This window comes from Roseburia sp., from assembly GCF_041325975.1.
In the GTDB taxonomy this organism is placed as follows: Bacteria; Bacillota; Clostridia; order Lachnospirales; family Lachnospiraceae; genus Roseburia; species Roseburia rectibacter.
The window spans coordinates 1,164,349-1,184,740 of record NZ_JBGLEJ010000005.1 but is presented as its reverse complement, the minus strand read 5'-3'; the positions used below and the strand labels follow the sequence as shown (position 1 = coordinate 1,184,740).

18 protein-coding genes are annotated in these 20,392 nt (G+C 42.8%); 16 read left to right on the top strand and 2 right to left on the bottom strand.

All coding sequences use genetic code 11. From position 1 onward, the window contains the following. The first annotated feature begins 8 nt into the window (after window positions 1-8). On the top strand, window positions 9-1,499 hold the full coding sequence (locus ACDD58_RS16730) for a PLP-dependent aminotransferase family protein (protein ID WP_370778469.1): 1,491 nt from the start codon (window positions 9-11) through the stop codon (window positions 1,497-1,499). Here ACDD58_RS16730 and ACDD58_RS16725 read toward each other — a convergent pair. Beyond that, window positions 1,492-2,133 carry a peptidase C39 gene (locus tag ACDD58_RS16725; protein ID WP_186899147.1) on the bottom strand — a complete coding sequence of 214 codons (642 nt, stop codon included), beginning with the start codon at window positions 2,131-2,133 and terminating at the stop codon, window positions 1,492-1,494. The genes ACDD58_RS16730 and ACDD58_RS16725 overlap by 8 nt on opposite strands. Before the next feature lie 251 nt (window positions 2,134-2,384). Here ACDD58_RS16725 and ACDD58_RS16720 point away from each other — a divergent pair, with 251 nt between their 5' ends. The 6 genes from ACDD58_RS16720 to ACDD58_RS16695 all read left to right on the top strand — a co-directional run bounded on the left by ACDD58_RS16720 (window position 2,385) and on the right by ACDD58_RS16695 (window position 9,320). Then, window positions 2,385-4,046, top strand: coding sequence for an ABC transporter substrate-binding protein (locus ACDD58_RS16720; protein WP_370778468.1), 1,662 nt, complete (start codon window positions 2,385-2,387; stop codon window positions 4,044-4,046). 15 nt (window positions 4,047-4,061) lie between these two features. Then, entirely contained in the window at window positions 4,062-5,030 is a 969-nt protein-coding gene (locus ACDD58_RS16715) for an ABC transporter ATP-binding protein (protein WP_370778467.1), read from the top strand. Window positions 5,031-5,035: 5 nt separating this feature from the next. Beyond that, window positions 5,036-6,043: an ABC transporter ATP-binding protein gene (locus tag ACDD58_RS16710; RefSeq protein WP_370778465.1), complete on the top strand. Its 1,008-nt coding sequence runs from the start codon at window positions 5,036-5,038 to the stop codon at window positions 6,041-6,043. Between the two features lie 54 nt (window positions 6,044-6,097). After that, window positions 6,098-7,045: an ABC transporter permease gene (locus ACDD58_RS16705; RefSeq protein ID WP_370778464.1), complete on the top strand. Its 948-nt coding sequence runs from the start codon at window positions 6,098-6,100 to the stop codon at window positions 7,043-7,045. A 15-nt stretch (window positions 7,046-7,060) separates the two neighbouring features. Further along, the gene (locus ACDD58_RS16700) at window positions 7,061-7,936 is read left to right on the top strand and encodes an ABC transporter permease (RefSeq protein ID WP_117919409.1); all 876 of its coding nucleotides are present in this window, start codon (window positions 7,061-7,063) and stop codon (window positions 7,934-7,936) included. A 250-nt stretch (window positions 7,937-8,186) separates the two neighbouring features. Next, complete coding sequence (locus ACDD58_RS16695; protein ID WP_243006734.1) at window positions 8,187-9,320, top strand: amidohydrolase; 1,134 nt, start codon at window positions 8,187-8,189, stop codon at window positions 9,318-9,320. Between the two features lie 80 nt (window positions 9,321-9,400). On the opposite strand, the gene ACDD58_RS16690 is transcribed toward ACDD58_RS16695, so the two are convergent. After that, complete coding sequence (locus tag ACDD58_RS16690; RefSeq protein WP_117919406.1) at window positions 9,401-10,633, bottom strand: argininosuccinate synthase; 1,233 nt, start codon at window positions 10,631-10,633, stop codon at window positions 9,401-9,403. A gap of 387 nt (window positions 10,634-11,020) precedes the next feature. Between ACDD58_RS16690 and argC the strand changes: the two genes are divergently transcribed. From argC to ACDD58_RS16645, 9 genes are all read left to right on the top strand, one after another. Beyond that, the gene (argC, locus tag ACDD58_RS16685) at window positions 11,021-12,076 is read left to right on the top strand and encodes an N-acetyl-gamma-glutamyl-phosphate reductase (protein WP_370778463.1); all 1,056 of its coding nucleotides are present in this window, start codon (window positions 11,021-11,023) and stop codon (window positions 12,074-12,076) included. A 95-nt stretch (window positions 12,077-12,171) separates the two neighbouring features. Further along, window positions 12,172-12,633 (top strand): GNAT family N-acetyltransferase, encoded by a 462-nt coding sequence (locus ACDD58_RS16680; protein WP_370778462.1) that lies wholly within the window; start codon window positions 12,172-12,174, stop codon window positions 12,631-12,633. A 100-nt stretch (window positions 12,634-12,733) separates the two neighbouring features. After that, entirely contained in the window at window positions 12,734-13,957 is a 1,224-nt protein-coding gene (gene argJ / locus ACDD58_RS16675) for a bifunctional glutamate N-acetyltransferase/amino-acid acetyltransferase ArgJ (protein WP_370778461.1), read from the top strand. Window positions 13,958-14,059: 102 nt separating this feature from the next. Then, window positions 14,060-14,962, top strand: coding sequence for an acetylglutamate kinase (gene argB, locus ACDD58_RS16670; RefSeq protein WP_370778460.1), 903 nt, complete (start codon window positions 14,060-14,062; stop codon window positions 14,960-14,962). Then, window positions 14,955-16,148, top strand: a complete 1,194-nt coding sequence (locus ACDD58_RS16665) for an aspartate aminotransferase family protein (RefSeq protein ID WP_370778459.1) — start codon at window positions 14,955-14,957, stop codon at window positions 16,146-16,148. Before argB ends, ACDD58_RS16665 begins: the two co-directional genes overlap by 8 nt. 109 nt (window positions 16,149-16,257) lie before the next feature. After that, window positions 16,258-17,463, top strand: a complete 1,206-nt coding sequence (locus tag ACDD58_RS16660) for a hypothetical protein (RefSeq protein ID WP_370778458.1) — start codon at window positions 16,258-16,260, stop codon at window positions 17,461-17,463. Between the two features lie 117 nt (window positions 17,464-17,580). Then, on the top strand, window positions 17,581-18,234 hold the full coding sequence (locus tag ACDD58_RS16655) for a helix-hairpin-helix domain-containing protein (protein WP_370778457.1): 654 nt from the start codon (window positions 17,581-17,583) through the stop codon (window positions 18,232-18,234). A 1-nt stretch (window position 18,235) separates the two neighbouring features. Continuing rightward, window positions 18,236-18,928, top strand: a complete 693-nt coding sequence (locus tag ACDD58_RS16650; RefSeq protein ID WP_006858401.1) for a response regulator transcription factor — start codon at window positions 18,236-18,238, stop codon at window positions 18,926-18,928. 12 nt (window positions 18,929-18,940) lie between these two features. Continuing rightward, entirely contained in the window at window positions 18,941-20,383 is a 1,443-nt protein-coding gene (locus ACDD58_RS16645) for a sensor histidine kinase (RefSeq protein WP_370778456.1), read from the top strand. Window positions 20,384-20,392: the final 9 nt, after the last annotated feature.

Sequence of the window (20,392 nt, the reverse complement as noted above, 5' to 3'; positions counted from 1 at the left end):
AAATTATAATGATTGAAATAATGATTGATCTACAGGGGGGAGCGAAAGCTCCCCTCTATGAGAAAATATATGAGTATATCAAACGGGATGTCATTGCGGGAAAGATTCCCGTCGGGGAAAAACTTCCATCAACAAGACTTTTGTCAAAACATTTGTCTGTAAGCAGAAGTACCGTGGAAATGGCATATGAACAGCTCCTGGCAGAGGGATACATCAAAGCAGAACCTTGCAGGGGTTTTTTTGTATGCGATATTACGGAATTATATGAATTTGGTCATGCAGAAAATGGATCAAAAGATATAGCTCCATTTGGGAAAAAGGGACAGAAAGAGAAAATGGGGGAAGATATCATTGACTTCTCACCATATGCGATCGATACCGAACATTTTCCATATAATGTGTGGAGAAAATTAAATAAAAATGTGCTGTTAGATGACCGGGAGGAATTGCTTTTATCCGGAGATGGACAGGGAGATTATGGACTTAGAAAGGCGATTGCGGCTTATCTTCATCAGGCGAGAGGGGTTAACTGTGAGCCGGATCAGTTGATTATCGGAGCCGGAAATGAATATCTTGAGATCTTACTGACACAGATTTTGGGCAGAAATAAGCGTGTCCTGATGGAGAATCCGACTTATCTGCAGGCATATCATACATTTTTAAATATGGGATACCAGATGTCACCGGTTACCGTGGAAGAAGATGGAATAGATCCCTGGAAAGTCAGAAAATATGATCCGGATATTGTCTACATTATGCCTTCCCATCAGTTTCCGCTTGGAACGGTCATGCCGTTAAAGCAGAGACTGGAGCTGCTGAAATGGGCTTCTGAAAAAGAAAACAGGTATCTGATCGAAGATGATCACGACAGTGAATACAGGTATCGTGGAAAGCCGATCCCGTCCCTGCAGAGTGTGGATCATTTTGATAAGGTTATTTATATTGGAACTTTTTCTAAGAGCATTGCACCGTCACTTCGAATCAGTTATATGGTGCTTCCGCCGGAATTGTTAAATCGTTATCATGAAAAATGTGGATTTTACTCTGCGACTGTTCCTAAAATCCAGCAGGAGGTATTGCGTGCGTTTATTGAAGAGGGACATTTTGAACGTCATCTGAATAAGATGAGAGGAATTTACCGTGCAAAACATGATTTCCTCCTTGCGGAATTAAAAAAGAGAAATTGGGTGGAAAAAGTTTACGGAGATCATGCAGGACTGCATGTTCTGGTGCAGATACGTACAGAAAAAAAAGAAGCGGAGATATGTGACCTTGCAGGAAAGCAGGGAATACGTATCTATGGAATCAGTGAATACGTTGTTCCGGAAATGGCTTCGAATGGATATGAGAATACAAAATACAGCAAGTATTCCATAGAAAGTGAAAAAATCGGATCTGCCGGAACTGCACCGGACAAACCGATTCTTTTACTTGGTTATGGAAGACTGTGTGAAGATGAGATCCGGAAAGGACTTTTGATATTAGATACAATTATATGATGTATTCAATACTGTTTTCGGGCGTTTTCCTGGTATTTGTGTTGAACAGGATCACAGCCTCACGTTCCTCATATGGTCCCATTTCATAAAAGCCGACACCGGTACTAGAAAGCCTGTCGATTGAAATCATGCGGTTGGCACGCTTTGGCTGATCGGTGATAAAGGTGATGCCATCTTCAAAGAATTCTTTGTCGAGTTCAGGGTCATCTATCTCTTCATAATATGGATCAAACACATAAATATCATTGTCCGAAACGCCAGTCAGCAGAATATAATGCGGTACTTCTAAGTAGACACGGAGCAAAACAGCACCACCCTGCTGCAGGGCACCGATAATATGGCTGTTTTGGGATAATACGACATCTTTTTTAGATAGAAAATTGCAGGAAATAGGAAAATTTTTCACTTGTCCAAACTGGGTAAGCCAGTTGCTTAAAAACATCATGGCAGATGCGGAAGTACCGCGTTTTCCTACCTCACCGGCTTCATTATAAGAATCGAGACAATAGAGCATAATATATTTGACAATATCAGGATAAATTTCTTCACGGTCAAACAGATATCGGATTGCATTTGTCAAGGTGGTCGGACCACAGTCATATTCAGTGGATTGATAGATTAACAGGTTTTTCATGTGTATTGCCTCTTTTCTTTATTCTAAGGAATACTATAATCAGCCGTAATTTTTTTGTCAATCTGAAAGATGCTAAGTTGTGAATCACCTTTTGACACCTGGATATTCTGAAAAAATGATTGACAATTTAAAAAAGAAAAAATATAATTTACCTAATTCCTAGTGGATTACTAGTAATAATGTGCAGAAAGTACTGGTTTATGTGCGAGAAGCGGGCATAATACAGTTTTTTGTCAGAAAGTGAGGAAATTATGAGAAAAGAAAGAAGATGGAAAAAAGTCCTGTCGGCGCTTATGCTTACGGCTGCGATGGGGATTACTGCTGTTGGATGCGGGACTTCTGGCGGCAATACAGGCAGTCAGCCGCAGGGGGAAAATGCTGCAGCAACAGAGGTGGCAGAAGTTTCAGATGATATTGTAAACATTGGTGTTACGGATACACTTGGAACATTAAATCCGCTTTTGATGGATGGCGGTGAGATCAATAAATATGCGACCAGCCTGATGTTTCTTCCACTGGTGGAATTAAATTCCAAACTGGAATTTGAAGGTGAGATCGCTGATTCTGTCACAACGGAAGATAATAAAAATTTTATCGTGCATATCGATGAGAAAGCAACCTGGTCAGATGGCGAGAAGATCACTGCAGATGATGTGGTATATACAGCACTTCGTCTGACTTCCCCGGTTATTGGAAATACCTCCATGATGTATTATGTGTTTGAAGGTGTCGGAGATGACGGTTTTACGGAAGAGGGAGCGGAGAGTATCGACGGTATCAAAGCGATTGATGATGCAACAGTACAGTTTACTACAAAAGATGAGATGTCATTAACCACATTTGAAAATTCCTATGCACGTTATCTGATGACACTTCCAAAACATGTGATCGAGCAGTACAGTGAGGAAGAATTAAAGACGGCTGACTGGTTTAATCATCCGGATGTGGTCAGCGGACCATATATGGTGACGGATTTTGATGTCGATCATTATATTTCTTATAAAGCGAATGAAAATTACTGGAAAGGTGCACCAAAGATCGCGAAACTCAATATCAAGATCGTAAGCGGCAGTCAGCTTTATGCCGGATTACAGTCCGGGGAGATCGACATTACACAGCCGACAATGAGTGTTATCCCACAGGAAGATTATGACAGCATTGAAGGACTTTCCAATGTGAATGTTGTATACGGAGAACCGGTAACAAACCAGTCCGTGTTTATCCAGACAAAGAATGTTCCTGATGTGCGTGTGCGTCAGGCAATGTTATATGCAATTGACCGTAAGATGGTTTTAGAGCAGCTTTTAAAAGGAAAAGGTGAAGTTGTAGACGGGTTTCTTTCTTCTGCAAGTCCTTTTTATGATGATGGCATCGTTCCGGTAGAACAGGATGTGGAGAAAGCGAAAGAACTTTTAGCAGAGGCCGGATGGGACGGATCACAGACTTTACGTTTTTATGTGAATTCCGGAGACGGCGCATTCGTAAATGCAGCAAATGTGTTTGTGGCACAGTGGGCTGCAGTTGGTATTAAGGTGGAAGTGCAGACAGTGGATTTTGCAACCCTGATGTCTGTAGCAGGTACAAATGATTATGATATTTTGGCGGTACAGTATACTTATGCGCCGGTTGATCCATACCCGGATGTAGCATGGCTTTTAGGTGGCGAGGAGAGCTGGACCGGATACGGAGATGACAGTGTAAATGAAGCACTTGCAAAGACACAGACGACAAGTGATATTGATGAGATCAAAGGTCTTTATTCAGTAGTGGATCAGAAAGTGCAGGAAGATGTGCCGATGTTCTCTGCTTATATTGTCAGTGCGCAGGCGGGTGTTAACAAACGTCTGGTAAATGCCACACCAAGTGTGTATGGTTTCTTTAATAATGTAGAACAGTGGGAAATTACGAAATAAGGAACGGGAAAATCAATGTCAAAATTATTACAGGTAAATGATCTGACGACAGCGTTTACCGGAGATTTTGGAAAAAAGATCAGTGTGGATCATGTCAGTTTTGATGTTGCAGAAGGAGAAACGGTTTGTATCGTTGGTGAGTCCGGCTGTGGCAAGAGTGTGACATCACTGTCTATAATGGGATTATTAGGAAAGGGCGGAGCTGTTATTGACGGCTCTGTCCTCTTTACAAACAAAAATCTGCTGGATATGGATGAAAAGCAGTTAGATATGATCCGCGGAAATCAGATGACGATGGTTTTTCAGGACCCTTTAACGTCGTTAAATCCGGTGTTTACGATTGGAAGTCAGATTACGGAGAGTATACGCATCCATCTGCATCTTTCAAAAAAAGAAGCAAAAGAGAGGGCTGTTACGATTTTAGAGAAAGTCGGGATGCCGGATGCGCGTGCAGCAATGAAAAAATATCCGCATATGTTATCCGGAGGGATGCGTCAGCGTGTGGTGATCGCGATGGCACTTTGCTGCAATCCAAAACTTCTCATTGCGGATGAACCGACAACGGCGCTGGATGTGACGATTCAGGCTCAGATCATGGAGCTGATGAAAGAACTGCAAAAAGAGATTGGGATGTCAGTGCTCCTGATCACGCATGATATTGGACTTGTGGCGCAGGTGGCGGATCGTGTGCTTGTTATGTATGCGGGACAGATTATAGAGATGGCATCAGTGAAAGATCTTTTTTATCATCCGGCACATCCGTATACGAAAGCACTGCTCGATACGGTTCCGGGTATTTATGATGAGAGTGGAAGGACACTTGCATCAATTTCGGGCATTGTACCGGAAAATTATGACCAGATCACAGGGTGCCGGTTTGCAGACCGCTGTGCATTTGCCGGAGAAGGCTGCGTGGAAAAGCAGGAGATGAAAGAGATAGAAAAGGATCATTTTGTACGCTGCCATAAGGCTTGCAGGAGTTAAATGGAATGGATAAAGAACTGATCAGAGTAGAAAAATTAAAAAAATATTATGACATCAAAGGTGGTATCATTACCCATACTGTCAGTCAGGTACAGGCAGTTGACGGTGTTGATTTTTCAATAAAAAAGGGCGAGACACTTGGTCTGGTTGGAGAGTCCGGATGTGGAAAATCCACGATCGGACAGCTTTTAGTCGGGCTGATTTCACCGACGGACGGAGCGATTTACTATCATGGAGAAAAAATCGCTGCAAAATCACTTACCCACAATGAAAAAAAGGCACGAAAACAGGCAGGAACCGGTCTTCAGATGATCTTTCAGGATTCCTATTCCTCTTTAAATCCCCGGAAACGTATCTATGATATTTTGGCACAGCCAATGTTATATCATGGAATTTCGGATAAGAGAACAATTGACACTGATATAAAACAGCTTTTAGATATGGTCGGACTGCCCCAGAGCACACTTTTAAAATATCCGCATGAATTTTCGGGTGGACAGAGACAGCGTATTGGAATAGCAAAAGCGTTGTCATTAAAACCGGAGTTCATCGTGTGTGATGAACCGGTCAGTGCACTTGATGTGTCGATACAGGCACAGATATTAAATCTGATCCGTGAGTTACAAAATGAACTGGGACTGACAAGCCTGTTTGTGGGGCATGGTCTTGGAGCTGTCCGTTACGTGAGTGACAGGATCGCGGTTATGTACCTTGGGAAGATCGTTGAGATCGCAGATGCCAGTGAAGTGTTCTTACATCCTGCACATCCGTATACAAAAGCGCTGACACATGCAGCACCGGTTGCAGATCCGGGACGCCGGGAAGAAAAGCCTGCAGTTTTAAAAGGCGAGGTTGCTTCCGCGGTGCATCCTCCAAAAGGATGCCGGTTTCATCCGAGGTGTCCGTATGCGAGAGACGACTGCCGGCTGAGTGAGCCGGTGCTTTTACCGATTGCCGGAAAACCGGATCATCTGGTGGCATGTCCTTATTATGAGGGGACAGAAAATGCGTAAAATGCGGTGATGCACAAAAGCAGTGATGCAAAAGTGCAGGAAATGAGGAATCATATGACAAAATATATTATCAAACGTATCCTGATCGCGATTCCGGTATTGCTCGGTATTACTGTGATCGATTATGCGATCATGTGTATGGCGGGGAGTCCGCTTGAAATGCTGCAGGGACCGCGTGTTTCGGAAGCTGCAGTACAGGCAAAAGCAATAGCACTTGGACTCGACAAACCATTTTATGTGCAGTATTTTGTGTGGCTGGGACAGCTTCTGCATGGGAATATGGGATATTCCATTAAAAATTACCAGCCTGTTGCAGATATGATCGCAAGCCATCTGGGACCAACATTGCTTTTGATGGGGATATCACTGTTTGTCAGTATATTTCTTGCTGTTCCGTCAGGAATTTACAGTGCAATCCATCAGTATTCAAAAGGTGATTATACGGTAGTGACATTATCATTTCTTGGCAGCAGTATTCCGGGATTTTTCCTTGCCATGCTTCTCATCTATCTGTTTACAGTCAAATTGGGCTGGCTGCCTTCCGGTGGAATGACAACGCTTGGCACGTCCGGTGGTGCAGCAGATGTGGCGGCACATATGGTTATGCCGGTCATTGTCCTTGCGGTGTCCATGGCAGGAACAAATATCCGCTATATCCGCAGTGCAGTGCTTGAAATCTTACAGCAGGATTATCTGCGTACAGCACGGGCAAAGGGAATCGGACATTTTCTTGTCATCAATAAACATGCACTGCGCAATGCCTTAGTTCCGATCGTGACGGTCATTGGAATGGAAATACCGGTATTGTTTGGAGGTTCTATTATTGTGGAGCAGGTATTTTCCTGGCCGGGACTTGGTCTTATGACGATGAGTGCGATCACAAACCGTGATTATCCGGTTATTATGGGAGTCTGTCTGCTCTCAGCGATCGTTGTACTGCTCGGTAATCTTCTGACGGATATTTTATATGCGGTAGTAGATCCGACGATAAAACTTCAGTAAAGAGGTTGAATTTGTATGATAAAAAAGAAAAAAGAAAACTTAAATGAAACATATATGCAGATGGTGCTGCGTCGTTTCCGTGCACATCATCTTGCAAAAATCAGCCTTGTGATACTGGTTGTTGTCGGACTGGCGGCATTGTTTGCACCGGTTGTTGCGCCTTATGATCCGGATGCAATTGTCGGAACGTTTAGTGGAGCACCGTGTAAAGAGTTTATTCTTGGAACAGATCAGATCGGCAGGGACGTATTCAGCAGGCTTTTATATGCAACAAGGATATCACTGCTTGTGGGAATCCTTGCTACAGCCATATCGACGGTGATTGGTGTGGTACTTGGCCTGATCGCGGGATATTTTGGCGGAGTGGCAGATATGATACTGATGCGTTTTACGGATATGGTCATGTCTTTTCCTTATATCCTTCTGGTGCTTGTTGCAGCAGCGATCTTTAAACCGGGATTGTGGAGTATTATTCTGATTCTGGGATTTGTAGACTGGCCTGGGGTAGCAAGACTGGTACGTGGAAATGTGCTCAGCTTACGTGAAACAAATTTTGTCAAAGGAAATGTAGTGGCAGGCATGCCGCTTCGTCATATCCTGTTTTCCGAGATTTTGCCAAATACGGTTGCGCCGATCCTCGTATATGCAACTTCTGTTATGGCAATCTCCATGTTAGATGAGGCGGCGTTAAGTTTCCTTGGCATGGGTGTGCAGCCTCCGATGGCAAGCCTTGGAAATATGCTAAACGGAGCACAGTCTATTACGGTACTGACGTCACAGCCTTGGCTCTGGCTGCCTCCGGGGATCATGATCGTTGTGCTGGTTATTTCCATCAACTTTGTTGGGGATGCACTGCGTGATGCATTTGATCCGTCTGGTGGGCGCAGATAGGTGCCCATGGATCATGAGCTTCCCTGTGTAGGGTGGTTCTGGAGGGTTACGATTGGCAAATTGCATCAAGCCGGGACTGTTTTGTTTCCGTTGTCCGAAAATAAGAAAGCGATTTCACTCTGATAATAATCAGAGTGAAATTAGTATGCCTGATTCAGGTTGGGGCGGAGTGACGCATGCCTCAACAAACCAGCATTTGCCGGGCGGCTTATGATATTATATTATGCAGAAAAGCAGAATGGAGAAGTATATGGAACAGAAAGTATTAGAGCAGAAACTTACGGATTTCTTTGAGGAACTTCACAGTCACCCAGAGCTATCCTATGAGGAATATGAGACGACGGAGCGGATCAAAAGAGAACTTCATGCAGCAGGAATCGAAATTTTACAGACACCATTAAAAACCGGCGTGGTTGCCATAATACGAGGCGCACAACCGGGAAAAACATATGGATTGCGTTGTGACATTGATGCACTGCCGATCATGGAGGAGACAGAGCTGCCTTATAAGTCAGAAATTCCGGGAAAGATGCATGCCTGCGGACATGATTTCCATACGGCAGCAGTGCTTGGAACAGCATTACTCTTGCAGGAGCGAAAAGAGAAACTGCATGGAAATGTAAAAATTCTGTTCCAGCCTGCAGAGGAGTCGTCACATGGAGCAGAGACGGTTCTACAGACAGGGATACTTTCTGATGTGGAGGCGATTTTTGGTCTGCACACAGCAGCATATCTTCCGGTTGGCACACTTGGAATCCGTGCCGGAAGTGTTATGGCGGCGGTAGACCGGTTTGAATTAAATATTACGGGTACAGGCTGCCATGGCGGTCATCCGGATGAGGGAGTGGACACGATACTTGTGGCGGCATCTGTGATACAGGCATTGCAGAGCATTGTCGGCAGAAACTTAAATCCGTTTCATACGGGGGTGGTCAGTGTGACAAGGATTCATGGCGGTAATACCTGGAATGTGATTCCGGATAAAGTGGAATTAGAGGGAACAGTTCGTTCCATGGACAAAGAGGATCGTGTTTTTATAGAAAAACGCATGCGCGGGATTGCAGAAAACACAGCCGCAGCGTATGGTGCGAAGGCAGAATTACTATGGTATCCGGGACCTCCTGCGACAGTCAATGAGGAAACATGGAGTGCGTTTGCAGAAGATGTGGCAAAAGAATGTGGCTATGAGGTTGTTCCACAGCGAAATTCAACAGGTGGAGAGGATTTCGCATTTTATCTGGAAAAGATACCGGGATGTTTTATCAATGTCGGGACAGGGGTTGGTTATCCAAACCATCATCCACAATTTTATGCGGATGAGGCTGCACTTGCACCGGCGGCAGAGTATTTTGCAAGACTGTTAGAAGAAGCACTTGGTAAATAATACAAAAACAGGAGTCCTTGCGGGCTCCTGTTTTTTGATCTCAGATCATGAACTGTCTGAATTGAAATCAGAATTTCTGATTAATCCTCGTATTTGTTTTTCTCGCCGATCTCCTGCATTTTCATAGCACGAACTTTTAATGGAAGTCCGAACAGTGTGATAAATCCGGAAGCATCATGATGGTCATAAAGATCACCGGTTGTGAAACTTGCGAGTGACTCACTGTACAGAGAATATTTTGAAGTAGTTCCGGCTTTGATGATGTTGCCTTTGTATAATTTGAATTTTACTTCACCGGTTACATATTCCTGTGTGGAAGTAACGAAAGCTCTGACTGCATCACATAAAGGTGTGAACCATTTTCCTTCGTAAACGATCTGGGCAAGTTTGTTTCCCATATCTTTTTTAACTTCCATGGTAGCACGGTCTAAAACAAGCTCCTCTAACTGCTGATGAGCTTCCATTAAGATCGTTCCGCCAGGAGTTTCGTATACACCGCGGGATTTCATACCAACAACACGGTTCTCAACGATATCAATGATGCCGACACCATGTTTGCCGCCGAGACGGTTTAATTCACGGATGATATCGGAAACCTTCATCTCTTTTCCGTTTACGGAAGTCGGAACACCTTTCTCAAATGTCATAGTTACATATTCGCCTTCTTCCGGAGCTTTTTCCGGGGAAACACCGAGAACTAAAAGGTGGTCGTAGTTAGGCTCGCATGCAGGATCCTCTAATTCAAGACCTTCATGGCTGATGTGCCAGATGTTACGGTCACGGCTGTAGCTTGTGTCGGCAGAGAATGGAAGATGAATGCCGTGTGCTTTGCAGTATTCGATCTCTGATTCACGGGAATCCATAGTCCACTTCGGATCTCTCCATGCAGCGATGATCTTTAAGTCAGGAGCAAGTGCTTTGATGCCAAGCTCGAAACGGATCTGATCATTTCCTTTACCGGTAGCACCGTGGCAGATTGCAGTAGCGCCTTCTTTTCTTGCAACTTCAACTAATTTCTTAGCGATCAGAGGACGTGCCATAGAGGTTCCAAGTAAATATTTGTTCTCGTAAATGGCATTTGCCTGAACACATGGCATAATGTAATCATCACAGAACTCGTCGATGATATCTACAATGTATAATTTGGAAGCTCCACAGGAGATAGCTCTTTCTTCAAGACCGTCTAATTCTTCTTCCTGACCACAGTCGATACAGCAGCAAATAACTTCGTAATCATAATTTTCCTTTAACCATGGAATAATGGCGGTGGTATCAAGTCCGCCGGAGTACGCTAAAATAACTTTTTCCTTCATGTGATACAGCCCTTTCTGTTATGTATATTTGATCCATTTGTTTCCGGATCATTGACTAAAAACAATATACAACAAAAAATATAGAAACGCAAGTGAAAAAATATACATTCATTATTCATAAAAATGCATAAAGATTATACAAAATGCAGAAAAAGGCTTAATATATAGTATGCTAAAGAAAAAAGATAAAAAATGGTATTGCATAAAAAATAAAACGAATGTATAATTATGCAATATCAAACAGCGTATGAAAAAAGATACTTTACGACTGCGATGAGGTGTATTAATATAGGAAGAAAGATGCTTATGCAGGTATGCCTGTATACAATGACAGATAAGAAATTTTAAAAGGCATATAAAATAAGGATAAGCAGAAAGGACGAAAAAATGATAAGAGCAGGAATTATCGGAGCAACCGGTTATGCAGGAAATGAACTGGTTCGTATTTTAATGGGACATAAAGAAGTGGAGATCAAATGGTATGGATCCCGCAGTTACATAGATAAAAAATATGCAGAAGTTTATCAGAACATGTTTGAGATCGTGGATGATGTGTGCTTAGACGATAACATGGATGAACTTGCAAGCCAGGTGGAAGTGATCTTTACAGCAACTCCGCAGGGATTTTTAGCAGGGGTGCTGACAGAAGATATATTAAATAAGGTAAAGATCATAGATTTGAGTGCTGATTTCAGAATCAAGGATGTATCTGTTTATGAGAAATGGTACAAGATTGAGCACAAGAGTCCGCAGTTTATTGAAGAAGCTGTTTATGGACTCTGTGAGATCAACCGTGATAAAGTAAAAGGAGCAAGATTGATTGCAAATCCGGGCTGTTATACCACCTGCTCTATTCTGACAGCGTACCCGCTTGTAAAAGAGGGCATGATCGATCCTAATACGCTGATCATTGATGCAAAATCAGGAACTTCCGGTGCAGGGCGTGGCGCGAAACTGCCAAATCTGTTCTGTGAAGTTAATGAAAACATGAAAGCATATGGAGTGACAAATCACCGTCATACACCGGAGATCGAGGAACAGCTTGGCTATGCGGCAGGAAAAGAGATCGTTGTTAATTTTACACCGCATCTGGTTCCGATGAACCGTGGTATTCTTGCAACAGAGTATGCGACACTGGTGAAAAAAGCAGATGGCAGCCTTCCTTCTTATGAAGAAATAAAAGCAGTCTATGATAAATATTATGCGAAAGAAAAATTTGTCCGTGTACTTGAGAAAGATGTCTGCCCGGAGACCAAATGGGTAGAGGGCAGCAACTATGTGGATGTCAACTTTAAGATTGATGAGAGAACCGGCCGTATCGTGATGATGGGAGCACTTGATAATCTGGTAAAAGGTGCAGCAGGTCAGGCGGTACAGAACATGAACCTGTTATTTGGTTTTGATGAGGCAGAAGGCTTAAATATGGTTCCGATGTTCCCATAAAGTGGATGGACGATTACATTGGAGTCTGTGACTACAATTTTATGTGGTAAAAAATAACTGGATGAGACAGTTATGCTAGAAGAGGAATAAAAGACATGGAAGAGAACAAGGTAAATATCCGTGAGATGACAATGGAGGATTTTGAGGAGGTACATGCGCTGTGGATGGGAATCCATGGGTTTGGAATCCGGAGCATTGACGATTCGAAAGAAGGTGTGGAACGTTTTATCAGACGTAATCCGACTACCAGCATGGTGGCGTGCGAAAATGGAAGGATCGTCGGTGCGATTCTGTGTGGTCATGATGGAAGACGCGGATGTTTATATCATGTCTGCGTTCACGAAGATTACAGAAAGCAGGGCATTGGACAAAAGATGGTGGAGGCCTGTCTTGCAGCTTTAAAACGTGAACATGTCAATAAAGTAAATCTGATCGCCTTCAAAAAAAATGATGTTGGAAATCATTTCTGGCAGGGGATGGGATGGACATTCCGTGAGGATGTTAATTATTATGAATATGTCACAAATGAAGAAAACCAGACGGTATTTAATCCGTAAAAATACAATTTTCACACGCAGGATTTGAGCTACGCACAAACTTGAGATGCAAAAGAAAACTTTGTCTGCATTAGAAAGCAGTGCAGGAATGGAGGAAACGATGAAACAGATCAAAGGCGGAGTTACCGCAGCAAAAGGATTCAAAGCAGCAAGCACAGCAGCAGGAATCAAATATAAAGACAGAACAGATATGGCAATGATCTACAGCGAGGTTCCGTGTGCAGTGGCAGGTACATTTACCACAAATATTGTAAAGGCCGCTCCGGTAAAATGGGATCAGCATGTAGTCTATGACAGCAAAATGGCGCAGGCAGTTGTTGTCAATGCAGGTATCGCAAATGCATGTACCGGAGAAGAGGGAATGGGCTACTGTAAAGCAACCGCAGAAAAAGTAAACAATCTGCTTCATATCCCGACGGATGAGGTACTTGTGGCATCAACCGGAGTCATTGGTATGCAGCTTCCAATCGAACGTATCTGTGCGGGAGTTGAAACGATGGTTCCACAATTAAATGGCGATATCGAAAGCGGACATAAAGCTGCACTTGCGATCATGACAACGGATACGCATGAGAAAGAAGTGGCAGTTGAGATCGAACTTTCCGGTAAGACGGTCACGATCGGCGGCATGTGCAAAGGTTCCGGCATGATCCATCCGAATATGTGTACCATGTTAAGTTTTGTGACAACGGATGCTGCGATTTCACAGGAGTTGTTATTAGAAGCATTAAAAGCGGACGTGGAAGATACCTATAACATGATCTCTGTAGATGGCGATACATCCACAAATGACACCTGTCTTCTGCTGGCAAACGGAACGGCAGAAAATACAAAGATCACAGAGAAAAATGCGGATTATGAGACATTTACAAAAGCACTCCGTTTTGTCAACGAGACACTTGCAAAACAGATGGCAGGAGACGGAGAAGGTGCAACTGCATTGTTTGAAGTGAAAGTAGTCGGAGCTGAGACAAAAGAACAGGCAAAGATCTTAAGCAAATCCGTCATCACATCAAGCCTTACCAAGGCAGCTATCTATGGACATGATGCAAACTGGGGCAGAATCCTCTGTGCCATGGGCTACTCTGGTGCACAGTTTGATCCGGAAAAAGTAGACTTATTCTTTGAGAGTGCCGCAGGAAAAATGCAGATCATCAAAGACGGTGTCGCCGTCGATTACAGCGAAGAAGAAGCGACCAAAATCTTATCCGAGCCGGCAGTCACCGCCATCGCCGACATCAAAATGGGAGATGCAGAAGCTACCGCCTGGGGCTGCGATCTGACTTACGACTATGTAAAAATCAACGCCGACTACCGTTCATAAAAAGGCGTGCCTTCATTTTATCTGGCAGGTGGTCACAGCAAACAAAATATGGATAGAGTTTCGCACTGCAATATCAACATTTTATAGAGGAGAACCAAAGCAATGGAAGAAAATAACAATATGAAAGAAATTTTGCAGAAAGCCGAAGTGCTCATTGAAGCGCTCCCTTACATACAGCGTTTTAACCGTAAGATCATTGTGGTAAAATATGGTGGAAGCGCCATGGTAGATGAAGAATTAAAAAAACATGTCATCCAGGATGTTACCCTGTTAAAACTGGTTGGATTTAAACCAATTATTGTACACGGCGGTGGAAAAGAGATCAGCAAGTGGGTCGGAAAAGTCGGTATGGAGCCTGTATTTGTCAACGGACTGCGCAAAACAGACGAAGCGACCATGGAGATCGCTGAGATGGTGCTAAACAAAGTCAATAAGTCACTTGTGACACTGGTACAGGAACTTGGAGTAAATGCGGTCGGTATCAGTGGAAAAGATGGTGGACTTTTAAAAGTAGAGAAGAAATATTCAAACGGTGAGGATATCGGTTACGTTGGTGAAATCACTGAGGTAAAACCGCAGATCTTATATGATTTGTTAGAAAAAGATTTCCTGCCGATCATCTGTCCGGTCGGAATGGATGCAGAATACAACAGCTACAATATCAATGCGGATGATGCTGCATGTGCGATCGCAAAAGCAGTAAAAGCTGAAAAACTGGCATTTTTAACCGATATAGAGGGTGTTTACAAAGATCCGGAAGATAAAGATACCCTGATCTCTGAACTTCGTGTATCAGAAGCAAGAGAATTGATCGGGGATGGATTTATCGGTGGCGGCATGCTTCCGAAGTTAAATAACTGTATTGATGCAATCGAGAACGGTGTTTCAAGAGTCCATATCTTAGATGGACGTATCGCACACTGCCTGCTTCTTGAAATCTTTACAAACCGCGGAATAGGAACTGCTATATTAGGAGATAAGGAGACGAAGTTTTATCATGAATAAAGAAGGATATATAAGTGAAGCAGAGGAGAATATCCTCCATACATATAACCGGTTTTCATTGGTATTAGACCATGGAGAGGGAGTGTATCTGTACGATACAGATGGCAAAGAATATCTGGATTTCGCGGCAGGTATTGCTGTGCAGGCATTCGGATATGGTAATAAAGAGTATGGGGATGCATTAAAAACACAGATCGATAAACTTATGCATACGTCAAATCTTTATTATAATGTGCCGATCATCCATGCAGCAGAGCGGGTAAAAAAGGCAAGCGGTATGGACCGTGTATTCTTTACTAACAGTGGCACAGAAGCAATCGAAGGTGCGATCAAGGCTGCAAAAAAATATGCCTATACGAGAGATGGTCATGCAGGTCATGAGATCATTGCAATGAATCATTCTTTCCATGGAAGAAGCATCGGAGCGCTTTCCGTCACCGGCAATAAACATTACCAGGAACCGTTTGAACCACTGATGCCGGGTGTGAAATTTGCAGATTACAATGATCTCGACAGTGTGAAAAAGCTGATCACGGATAAAACCTGTGCGATCCTGTTTGAAACAGTACAGGGTGAGGGCGGTATTTATCCGGCGACGAAAGAGTTTATGGAAGGTGTAAGAAGCCTTTGTGATGAGCATGATATTTTACTGATATTAGATGAGATCCAGTGTGGTATGGGACGAACAGGAGAAATGTTTGCATGGCAGCATTATGGTGTGAAACCGGATATCATGACAAGTGCAAAAGCCCTTGGCTGCGGTGTACCGGTCGGAGCATTCATGATGACAGAGAGAGTAGCAGAAAAGTCCTTAAAACCGGGCGATCATGGAACAACTTATGGTGGAAATCCATTTGTAGGGGCTGCAGTTGACAAGGTGCTTGAGATGATGGAGCGCGACCATATCACGGATCATGTCAAAGAGATCGCACCATATCTGGAAGAAAAATTAGATGAACTGGTTGATTCTTATGATTTTTTAACGGCACGCAGAGGACTTGGACTGATGCAGGGCGTTGTATCCGAAAAACCGGTCGGACAGATCGCCGCAAAAGCACTTGAGGAAGGTCTGATCGTGATTACGGCGGGGGCGGATGTACTTCGTTTTGTACCGCCTCTTATCATTGAGAAGAAACATGTAGATGAGATGATCGGAAAACTGAAAAAAGCCCTGGATCAGATGTAAGGATCATGGAATAGCTGACCTGTCTGCATGATTGATGAATGGATGAAAATAAGACTGCACACGGATGTGTGCAGTCTATTGTCGTAAAATGAGGAATAGGAAAGAGATTATGAAGAATGTACAGAAAAGAAGTGTAATTGCAGCCATAGTGGTATGTGCAGGAGCAGCCATTATGGCTGGTGTCGTTTCAAAACAGCCTGAAAAAGAAGCGGCATTTCGTTTGCCGGAAAAACAGACGAATGCAGAAGAACAACAGCCGGGTGCAGAAACAGATCCATATGATGCCGCAGAAACAGATCTGACGGTGTGGTATGAGGATGCATCTTATATGGATTTCTTTGAATATGCAGCAAGACAGTATTTTGCAAAGACCGGTGTTAAGGCAGTTTTTAAATGTCAGGATACATTAGATTATATCGGAATGATCTATGATGACACCATAAAAGGAGAGGATTATCCGGATGTTTATCTGCTGAATGGTGACGGACTTGAGGAGGCATATTTATATGGACTTGCCGCATTAAATGAGACACAAAAAGCATATGAAGGTGCATCACAAAAGGCATTGGAGGCTTCCTCTTACGAAGAAAAGCTGCTGGGATATCCGCTCAGTTATGATGCAAATGTGTTTGTTTATCAGAATGGATATTTTGAAAATCGGCCGGAATCACTGCAGGCAATTATTGATTATTCGAATGAGAATGAACCGGGTGAAAATGTGGAATACCTATTGGAGTGGGATGTAAATGATGCATTTTATGATTTCCCATTCATTGGCAACAGCGTGACATTTGAAAAAACAGCACCGGAAATGATGAATGTAACCTATGATGAGGATTTGTATCAGAAAGATCTTGAGTATTTTGAGACGATTCTTGGCTCATTTTCCCTGGATATCAATACAGTTTCCATGGACAGTATATTAGAACATTTTAAAGATGGAAAAACACTCTGTGCATTTGTGAACACAGATTCCCTGCAAAAATTAGATGATATATCTTATTCTGTGATGGAGATTCCGGCATTGAATGAGGAACTTCCATCTGTTGCATGTGCATCTACGGATATGCTGGTTGTTAATGATTTTTCAAAGAATGCGTCCGATGCAGCAGATTTTGCAGAGTTTGTGACTGTACAGCTTGCAGACGTGCTGCATGATATGAGTGGTCATTATTCCGTATTTTTATCGCAAAATGCGTCTGATGCGGAAAAAACTGCATATCAGGCATATGAGGATGCCATTTTACTGCCGGATTCCCAGGATGCAAAAGACTTCTGGGTAGGTTTAAAGGAAAAAATTGCCGAGTATTTTTAAATTTTATAAAAATAAATGAAATAAATTTTATACACTCTTGTAATAAATGAAAAATTTCGTTAAAATATAGAGAGTGGGCATTGAGGACTCCTTCTAATATAAGAGAAGGAGATGCTTATGATTAAAAAAATTATAAAAGTACTATGTTTTTCATGTTTCTGCCTGTTGGCAGCAGCATGTGGAGAAAGAGAAAACGTCTATTTTCAGACAGAAACATCTGTGGCTGGAACACAGCAGAACGAGGATGTGGCGGCGACAGAGATTATGACAGAGAATAACGCGGATGATACACAGACGGCAGGGGCTGATAAAAAACGCTTTGTGTATATATGTGGAGCTGTAAATGTGCCAGGTGTTTATGAAGTGGAACAGAATGCAAGACTCTATGAGGTGGTTGAAGCTGCCGGTGGTCTGAGGGAGGATGCGGCAGAAGAGTCTGTCAATCAGGCACGTCAGATTGAGGACGGAGAGATGATACGCATCCTGACACAGGAAGAGGCAGCGCAGGCTGGTGATGAAGAAGCAGGGGAAGGGGCAGAGAATGACGTGAAAGCAGAAACAGCAAATGATTCAGACGGCAGGATCGATCTGAATCTTGCAACTGTGGCAGAACTCATGACGCTTCCCGGAATTGGTCAGGCAAAAGCGGACAGTATTGTCCGTTACCGCGAGAAGAATGGTGCTTTTTCTTCTATAGAGGAGATCAAGCAGGTAGAGGGAATCAAAGAGGGCGTTTATAATCGAATAAAAGATAATATAAAGGTGAAGTAAAATGGCAAAAAAGGTTCTTGTTGTAGATGATGAAAAGTTAATTGTAAAGGGTATCCGGTTCAGCCTTGAACAGGACGGAATGGAAGTAGACTGCGCATATGACGGGGAAGAAGCATTAAAAATGGCAACCGAAAATGCTTATGATATGGTGCTGCTTGATATCATGCTTCCGAAGATGGACGGATTTGAAGTATGCCAGCACATCAGGGAGTTTTCTAATATGCCGATCGTCATGCTTACCGCAAAGGGAGATGACATGGATAAGATCTTAGGTCTGGAGTATGGCGCAGATGATTATATCACAAAACCATTTAATATCCTTGAAGTAAAAGCAAGAATTAAGGCGATCATGCGGCGTACAGCAGCAAGTCAGCCGAAAAAAGAGGACAGCAAAGTCATAGAAGCGGGAGATCTGAAATTAGACTGTGAGAGTAGGAGACTCTTTATTTTAGGAAAAGAAGTGAATCTTACTGCAAAAGAGTTTGATCTGTTAGAACTTCTTGTCAATAACCCAAACAAAGTCTACGGCAGGGAGAACCTTTTGAATCTTGTGTGGGGATACGAATATCCGGGAGATGTGCGTACAGTGGATGTTCATGTGAGACGTCTGAGAGAAAAGATCGAGAGTAATCCGAGTGAGCCGAAGTATGTGCATACCAAATGGGGTGTTGGATATTATTATTCTCAGAATTAGTAAGGTGCAGCCATGACGAAATTAAAAAAATTTACCGATTTTCTGAACAGCCTGAGATTCAGGCTGATTCTTTTACTTATTCTTATAGGTGTGATACCGTGTGTTCTGTTACGGATTGGGATGCTGAATTCATATGAAAACAGGGCTGTTTCACTTCGAACCAGTGAAATCTTAAGTCAGGCGAAAATTTTAGCAAATCAGATCGTGTCAAATGATTATCTGGAAAATTCCGGTTCTCCTACTATCAATGCGCAGTTAGAGCAGCTTTCTACTATTTATGACGGACGTGTCATGATCATCAGCGACACGTTTCAGGTAGTGAAAGATACTTATAAGCTCGATGAAAAAAAGACGATCATTTCAGAGGAAGTCATTAAGAGTTTTTATGGAGAAGAGATTACAAAATATGATTCGAAATATCGTTATATTGAGATGACGATACCACTTGTGCGCACAGATCAGGAAAACGAAAGCAGACAGGTGATCGGTGTCATGATGGTAAGTGTATCGACGGACACAATCAGTCTGAATTTAGAATATCTTGCAACCAATACAAGGATTATTGAATTGATCTGTATTTTTACGGTTGTTTTTGCGAGTGTGATCATTGCAGGGCAGATGGTGAAACCATTTCATAAGATGTCAAAATCGATCGATGAGATTCAGACAGGTTATGGAGAGGATGCACTTTCTGTCAATGATTATACAGAAACCAGAATGATCAGTGAGAAGTTTAATAAAATGTTGGGAAGGATGAAGGTGTTAGACGATTCGAGACAGGAATTTGTATCGAATGTGTCGCATGAATTAAAAACACCGCTTACTTCCATGAAGGTGCTGGCGGATTCCATCAACAGTATGGAGGATGCTCCGATAGAGCTTTATAAAGAGTTTATGGGAGATATCGGTAACGAGGTGGATCGTGAGACGAAGATTATCAATGATCTGCTTTCCCTGGTCAAGATGGACAAGGCAGCAGGGGATTTAAATATCACGAATATTAATATTAATGAATTGTTAGAGCAGATTTTAAAACGCCTGCGTCCGATCGCAGATAAGCAGAAAGTGGAGCTTGTGCTTGAGAGTTTCCGACCGGTCAGTGCTGATGTCGATGAGGTCAAGATCACGCTTGCCTTTACCAACCTGATTGAAAATGCGATCAAGTATAACAAAGAAGATGGCTGGGTACATGTTTCGCTGAATGCTGATCATCAGTATTTTTATCTGAAAGTTGAGGATTCCGGAATCGGAATACCGGAAGATTCCTTAGAACATATTTATGAACGTTTTTACCGCGTGGACAAGTCACATTCCAGAGAGATCGGTGGAACAGGACTTGGTCTTGCCATAACGCGAAATGCAGTGCTGATGCATCGTGGTGCGATCAAGGTATTCAGTACAGAGGGAGAGGGAACGATCTTTAATGTTCGTATTCCGCTCAACTATATTTCATAACAGATTGGA